We start from the raw sequence: 6,036 nt of genomic DNA on the forward strand, positions 1-6,036 counted from the left end.
GTGCGCAGCACATCCTTGTCGCGGATCTCGAGGAACTTGTCCAGGATCTCGACATCCACCGGGTAACTGAGCTTGGCGCGCGCCTTCTTGGCCGAGACCCACTCGAGCGCCGCGATCTCTTTGTTCGGGACGAACGAGGATGCCTTGATCGCTGCGTCCGTGGCCTCCGCTGCCCAATAGTGCACGATCTTGTCGCGTTTGGAGGGCATGTGATAGGTCGAGACACCCACGGGGACGCCCAGGGAGACGCGGATGCCGGTCTCTTCGTGGATCTCGCGGACGGCGGTCTCGGCGAGAGTCTCGCCGGGATCGACCTTTCCCTTGGGAAGGGTCACGTCGCGGTACTGCGTGCGGTGGATCAACAGGATGCGGAGCTTGCCTTCAACGATGCGCCACAGCACGCCGCCGGCTGCGTAAACGATGTTCTCTGACATGGTGGGGTCCGGGACGGTGAGAGTGTCGGTCATCGCGTTGCCCGCGCCCGTCGCCGGCTCTGCACATCGCTCATGGTCTGATCCTGTAGGTCGACGAGCTGATTGCCGTGCTCATCGAGGTGGTGGCGTACCCACGTGCCGGAGGCGTCGAGCCACCAGGAGCTGGTCGCATCGCTCATCGCGAGGTCGAAGAGCGTCATCAGCTGTGCGAGGTGGGTGGGGTCGGTCACCCGCACAAGAGCCTCGACCCGGCGGTCGAGGTTGCGATGCATCATGTCGGCACTGCCGATGTAGATCTGCTCGTCGCCGCCGTTGTGGAACGCGAAGATTCGCGAGTGCTCGAGATATCTGCCGAGGATGCTGCGCACCGTGATGTTCTCGCTCAGTCCCGGCACTCCCGGCTTGATCGAGCAGATGCCGCGCACCCAGATCTCCACCGGCACACCGGCCTGACTCGCACGGTAGAGCGCGTCGATGATCTGCTCGTCGACCATCGAGTTGACCTTGATCCGGATGCGTGCGGGCTTGCCTTCGGCAGCATTGCGACGCTCGGCCTCGATGAGTCGCAGCAGCCCCTTGCGCAGGTGCAGCGGCGCAACCAGCAGGCGTTTGAATTTCTTCTCGATCGCGTAGCCCGACAGCTCGTTGAACAGGCGCGTGAGGTCCCGCCCGACCTGCTCATCGGCCGTGAACAGCCCATAGTCCTCGTAGATCCGGCTGGTCTTGGGGTTGTAGTTGCCGGTGCCGATGTGGCAGTAGCTGCGCAGCGTCCCCTCCTCTTCGCGGATGACCAGGGCCAGCTTGCAATGGGTCTTGAGGCCGACGAGGCCGTACACGACGTGGACGCCGGCCTTCTCGAGCTTGCGCGCCCACACGATGTTCGCGGCCTCATCGAAGCGGGCCTTCACCTCGACGAGCGCGAGCACCTGCTTGCCGGCCTCGGCAGCGTCGATGAGTGACTGGATGATGGGGCTGTCGCCTGAGGTGCGATACAGCGTCTGCTTGATCGCGAGCACCTGGGGGTCCTTGGCCGCCTGGTCGAGGAATGCCTGAACGCTCGTCGCGAACGATTCGTACGGATGGTGGACCAGGACATCCCCGGTGCGGATGGCGCTGAAGATGTCAGAGCGCTCGTTGTTGTCGCCCGGCTGGAACGCGATAGCGGTCGTGGGAAGGTGCGGTTTGTACTTGAGCTCGGGCCGGTTCAGGCGGCTCAGGCCGAATAGTCCCCGCAGGTCCAGCGGGCCGGGAATGCGGTACACCTCCTGCTCGGTGATATCGAGCTCGCTGATCAGCAGCTTCAGCGTCAGCTCGTCCATGTCCTCGGTCACCTCGAGGCGGATCGGAGGGCCGAACCGGCGCCGCATGAGTTCTGCCTCGAGAGCCTGGATGAGGTTCTCGGTCTCGTCCTCTTCGATGACCATGTCTTCGTTTCGCGTGAGGCGGAACGCGTGGTGGTCCAAGACCTCCATTCCCGGGAACAGATCGCCGAGGTGGTTCGCGATGAGGTCTTCGAGCGCGAGGTAGCGCACCCGCTCGCCCTCTCGCGAGATCTCGACGAATCGGGGCAGCATCGGCGGCACCTTGAGGCGTGCGAACTCCTGACGACCCGTCCGCGCGTTGCGGATGCGGATCGCCAGGTTCAGGGAGAGGCCCGAGATGTAGGGGAAGGGGTGGGCTGGGTCCACAGCCAGCGGCATGAGAACAGGAAAGACCTGGTCGTGGAAGTAGTCAGACAGGCGGGAGCGCTCGTCATCGCCGAGCGAGGCGAACGAGACGAACTCGACTCCAGCCTCCGCAAGCGACGGCGCGACGAGGCGGCTCCACGCGTCGGCGTGGCGCAGCTGCAGTCGATGCGCCTCTTCCGAGATATCGGCGAGCGTGTCTTCGGGAGAGGTGCCGATGTTCGTGGGCACCGCGAGTCCGGTGACGATGCGGCGCTTGAGCCCAGCGACCCGGACCATGAAGAACTCGTCAAGGTTGCTCGCGAAGATCGCGAGGAAGTTCGCGCGTTCCAGCGGCGGCAGACCCGGATCCTCGGCCAACTCGAGGACGCGCTGATTGAACGCGAGCCAGCTCAGCTCACGATCCAGGAAGCGGTCAATGGGCAGGAGATCATCGGCTGCTGCCGCTGAGTCGAAGTCGTCGTCATCTTCGTCGCCGAGCCCGGTGTCGAGAACCTCGTGGTCGATCATGGGTCCATCCTGTCAGCGCTACGTGACTCCCGCGTGAACAGTTTTCGTCGTCAGGCGTCGGCGCGCTCCCGCGGCGGCGGGGCGTCATCCTCGTAGACGTTGAAGCGGTACCCGACGTTGCGCACGGTGCCGATGAGCTGCTCCAGGTCGCCGAGCTTGGCACGAAGGCGTCTGACGTGCACATCGACGGTTCGGGTTCCCCCGAAGTAGTCGTAGCCCCACACCTCGCTGAGCAGTTGTTCCCGGGTGAAGACCCGCGACGGGTGAGTGGCGAAGAAGTGGAGGAGCTGGAACTCCTTGTAGGTGAGATCAAGTGGGCGCCCGTGCACCTTCGCGGAATACGACGACTCGTCGATCGTGATCCCCGAGGTCTGGATGCGGGTAGAGACCTGCTCCTTCGCCATTCGTCCGATTGCCAGGCGGACCCGCGCGTCGACTTCGGCAGGGCCCGCGGTCACCAGGATGACGTCATCGACGCCCCAGTCCGGCGAGACCGCGGTCAGGCCCCCCTCGGTCACGATGAGGATGAGCGGCACATCCAGCCCCGTCGTGCCCAGGATCTTGCACAGCGATTTGGCCCCGACGAGGTCGGTGCGGGCATCCACGAAGACGATGTCGGCGCTGGGCGCGTTCACCAGCTGCGCGGGCTCGGCGGGGATCTGGCGAGTGCGGTGACTCAGCAGTTCGAGGGCGGGCAGGGCTGGGCCTCCGCCTGGGGCGGAACTCAGAACCAATAGCTGTGCCACGCTGACATCCTCCCGGTGCCGGAGGCGCACCGCGCCCCTCAGTTTAGGGCGTCACCCCACCATGGGAGACAATAGGGCGATGGACCTGCCACCGCTTGCTCCACGCCGTGCCTTCGGCGGGATCGTCGCCGTCTGGGTGGCCGCCGCCATCGCCGGCACGATCATCGGTTTTTTTGTTCCTGCCGAATGGCGCATCGCGTGGCTCGGCGTGGCTCTGGGGCTCTGCGTCGTGCTGGCTTTCGCGGTGCAGCTGGCTCATGGGCGCTCGCAGGCCTTCGTTGAGCGCGTCGCGCTGAGCACCCTGGGCTCGGCCATCGTGCTCGGCGTGATCAGTCTCGGCTTCGGGCTCGCCTCGATCGCGCCGCGCTGACCCCCCGAGCGTGAGCAGTTCAGGCGGGGCGATTCCGGGATAGAGTGGAATCTATGGACCTCGTAGCGCTCGAACTCTTCTTCGTGGGCCTGCTTGCGCTCGCGTCGCTGGCGATCGTGTTCGTCTCAGGTGTCGTCGTGAAGAACCTGTACCGCGGCCAGCGCTGACGCGCCGTGATCGATCTTCCCACCGACCTCCCCGCCGAACTCGCGCCACTGTCGTGGCTCGTCGGCGTGTGGGAGGGCACCGGTGTCATCGACTACGACACTGACGACACGCACTTCACGGGCGAGTTCCATCACCGGGTGAGCTTCAGCCACGATGGCGGCGATCACCTGAACTATTCCGCACAGGCCTGGCTTCTGGACGCGGATGATCCTGCTGGGCCACGAACAGCATTGGTCAGCGAAACCGGGTACTGGCGGTTGGCGATCCCCGCGACCGACGCCGTGCCTGGTCCCGGCCTGCTCCCGGCGGCTGCCGCTGCTTCGCCGCTGACGGTCGACGACGTCGAAGCCCTGCGAACTCCCGAGGGCGGGTTCGAGATCGAGGTCTCGCTCGTGCACTCCGATGGTGTCTGCGAGCTCTACCTCGGGCAGATCCGCGGGCCTCGCATCGATATCGCCACGGATGCCGTCATCCGCACCGCATCGGCGAAGGTCTACTCCGCAGCGACCCGCATGTACGGGTTGGTCGATGGTCACCTCCTGTGGGCGTGGGATATCGCAGCGCTCGGCGGATCGCTCGCGTCCCACGCCTCAGCTCGGCTCGCGAAGGCCGACTGATGGCATCCGCATTCGAGCGGGTACCCGGGGCTGTGGCTGAGGGCGGCATCCTCATGCACCTCGGGAACCCCCTTGCCGAGCAGCGTCGACTTCTGCGCGGCGACGCTGTCGCACCGCTCGAGAACCGTGCAGTGGTCAGCGTCGCCGGTCCCGATCGCCTCGCGTGGCTCGACTCGATCACCTCGCAAGCCGTCGCAGGTCTCATGCCGGGAGAAAGCAGCGAGCTGCTGATCCTTGACCCGAACGGTCACATCGAGCACGCCGCCGGGATCGTCGACGACGGCGAGACCGCCTGGCTCCTGGTCGACGCAGCGGATGCCGAACAGTTGACGGCGTGGCTGACCAAGATGCGGTTCCGCATGCGCGTTGAGATCCAGCTCGTCGGTGACGTGGTTGTCATCGGTGCCGTCTCACCCGATGCTGCAGGGCTCACCGCGTTCTCGCCTGCGGGAGTTCCACTCGTCTGGCGCGATCCGTGGCCGGGCGTCACGGCCGGAGGGCACGCGTACGCGGTCGGCGAGCATCCGGGGCAGGCACGGGACTGGGTCGAGGTCATCGTCGACGCTTCCGAGCGCGACCGAATCGCGCAAGCCGCCGCAGCGGGCGAGGTGTCGCTGGCCGGCGCGCTCGCCGTCGACGCCTTGCGTATTGCCGCATGGCGCCCCAGCTGGTCGCGGGAGGTCGACGAACGATCTCTGCCGCATGAGGTGGACTGGCTCCGAACCGCCGTGCACCTGACCAAGGGGTGCTACCGCGGCCAAGAGACCGTCGCGAAGGTGCACAATCTGGGGCACCCTCCCCGCCGGCTCATGGCGGTACACCTCGACGGTGCCGACAGCATCCTCCCCCCGCCCGGTTCCAAGGTCCACATCGCCAGTGGTGAGGTGGGCGTGCTCACCTCCGTCGCCCTGCATGTGGATGACGGACCCATCGGACTTGCGCTCGTTCGACGCACGACCCCTGACGGTGACGCGACTGTCCAGACGGCCGAGGGTGCTGTAGCCGCGAGGCTCGAGACGATCGTGCCACCCGAGGCCGGCGCCGCGGCATCCGTTCCTCGACTGCCTCGGCTCTCCCGGCGCGCGGCGGCGTCCCCTCCCTCGCCGTGAGCGCAGGGCAGGACCCGCGCTCGCCGCGGCCGGCAGCACCCGACGAGACTGCGCCGCTGACACTTCCGGTTCGCGTGCGGTGGTGGACGAGGTTCAGCCCGCTTCCCGGATGGACGCGGCTGCGCGCGTCATCCATCGCCATCGTCCAGATCGTGGTCGCCGCGACTGGCGCTTACGCCTTCGCCGCGTACGTTCTCGGACACCCGGCGCCGCTGCTTGCCGCGACGGTCACGGTCTCGAGTCTCGGACTTGTGCGCGACGCTCGGCCGCGCCGCGTACTCGAGACCGTCATCGGCATGATCATCGGCATCCTTGTGGCCGAAGTGCTGCTCCTGGTCGCCGGCAGCGGATGGTGGCAGCTGGGCCTCGCACTTGCCGCAACCCTCGCCGTCGCACG

At 66.5% G+C, this 6,036-nt stretch carries 7 protein-coding genes; 4 read left to right on the forward strand and 3 right to left on the reverse strand.

What is annotated here, in order from left to right:
- From B3587_RS11880 to B3587_RS11890, 3 genes are all read right to left on the reverse strand, one after another.
- The coding region (locus B3587_RS11880) for an NUDIX hydrolase (RefSeq protein WP_292728919.1) at positions 1–434 on the reverse strand (434 nt) is incomplete at its 3' end.
- A 29-nt stretch (positions 435–463) separates the two neighbouring features.
- Positions 464–2,629, reverse strand: a complete 2,166-nt coding sequence (locus B3587_RS11885; protein WP_292728922.1) for an RNA degradosome polyphosphate kinase — start codon at positions 2,627–2,629, stop codon at positions 464–466.
- A gap of 50 nt (positions 2,630–2,679) precedes the next feature.
- Positions 2,680–3,375, reverse strand: a complete 696-nt coding sequence (locus tag B3587_RS11890; protein WP_292709182.1) for a response regulator transcription factor — start codon at positions 3,373–3,375, stop codon at positions 2,680–2,682.
- Between the two features lie 79 nt (positions 3,376–3,454).
- Between B3587_RS11890 and B3587_RS11895 the strand changes: the two genes are divergently transcribed.
- From B3587_RS11895 to B3587_RS11910, 4 genes are all read left to right on the forward strand, one after another.
- A complete protein-coding gene (locus tag B3587_RS11895; RefSeq protein WP_228176827.1) occupies positions 3,455–3,745 on the forward strand; it encodes a hypothetical protein in 291 nt (96 codons plus the stop codon).
- 173 nt (positions 3,746–3,918) lie between these two features.
- Positions 3,919–4,530: an FABP family protein gene (locus B3587_RS11900; RefSeq protein ID WP_228176828.1), complete on the forward strand. Its 612-nt coding sequence runs from the start codon at positions 3,919–3,921 to the stop codon at positions 4,528–4,530.
- Positions 4,530–5,639 (forward strand): YgfZ/GcvT domain-containing protein, encoded by a 1,110-nt coding sequence (locus B3587_RS11905; RefSeq protein WP_228176829.1) that lies wholly within the window; start codon positions 4,530–4,532, stop codon positions 5,637–5,639. The genes B3587_RS11900 and B3587_RS11905 overlap by 1 nt, the downstream gene beginning before the upstream one ends.
- A 119-nt stretch (positions 5,640–5,758) precedes the next feature.
- On the forward strand, positions 5,759–6,036 hold a 278-nt coding region (locus tag B3587_RS11910; protein WP_414683137.1), incomplete at its 3' end, for an FUSC family protein.

The organism is Microbacterium sp. UBA837 (assembly GCF_002296025.1).
Classification (GTDB): Bacteria; Actinomycetota; Actinomycetes; order Actinomycetales; family Microbacteriaceae; genus Microbacterium.

Excerpts from the sequence above, each read along its gene's own strand:
- B3587_RS11885 (WP_292728922.1), bottom strand. The coding sequence starts at position 2,629 with ATGATCGACCACGAGGTTCTCGACACCGGGCTCGGCGACGAAGATGAC.
- B3587_RS11905 (WP_228176829.1), top strand. The coding sequence starts at position 4,530 with ATGGCATCCGCATTCGAGCGGGTACCCGGGGCTGTGGCTGAGGGCGGC.
- B3587_RS11895 (WP_228176827.1), top strand. The coding sequence starts at position 3,455 with ATGGACCTGCCACCGCTTGCTCCACGCCGTGCCTTCGGCGGGATCGTC.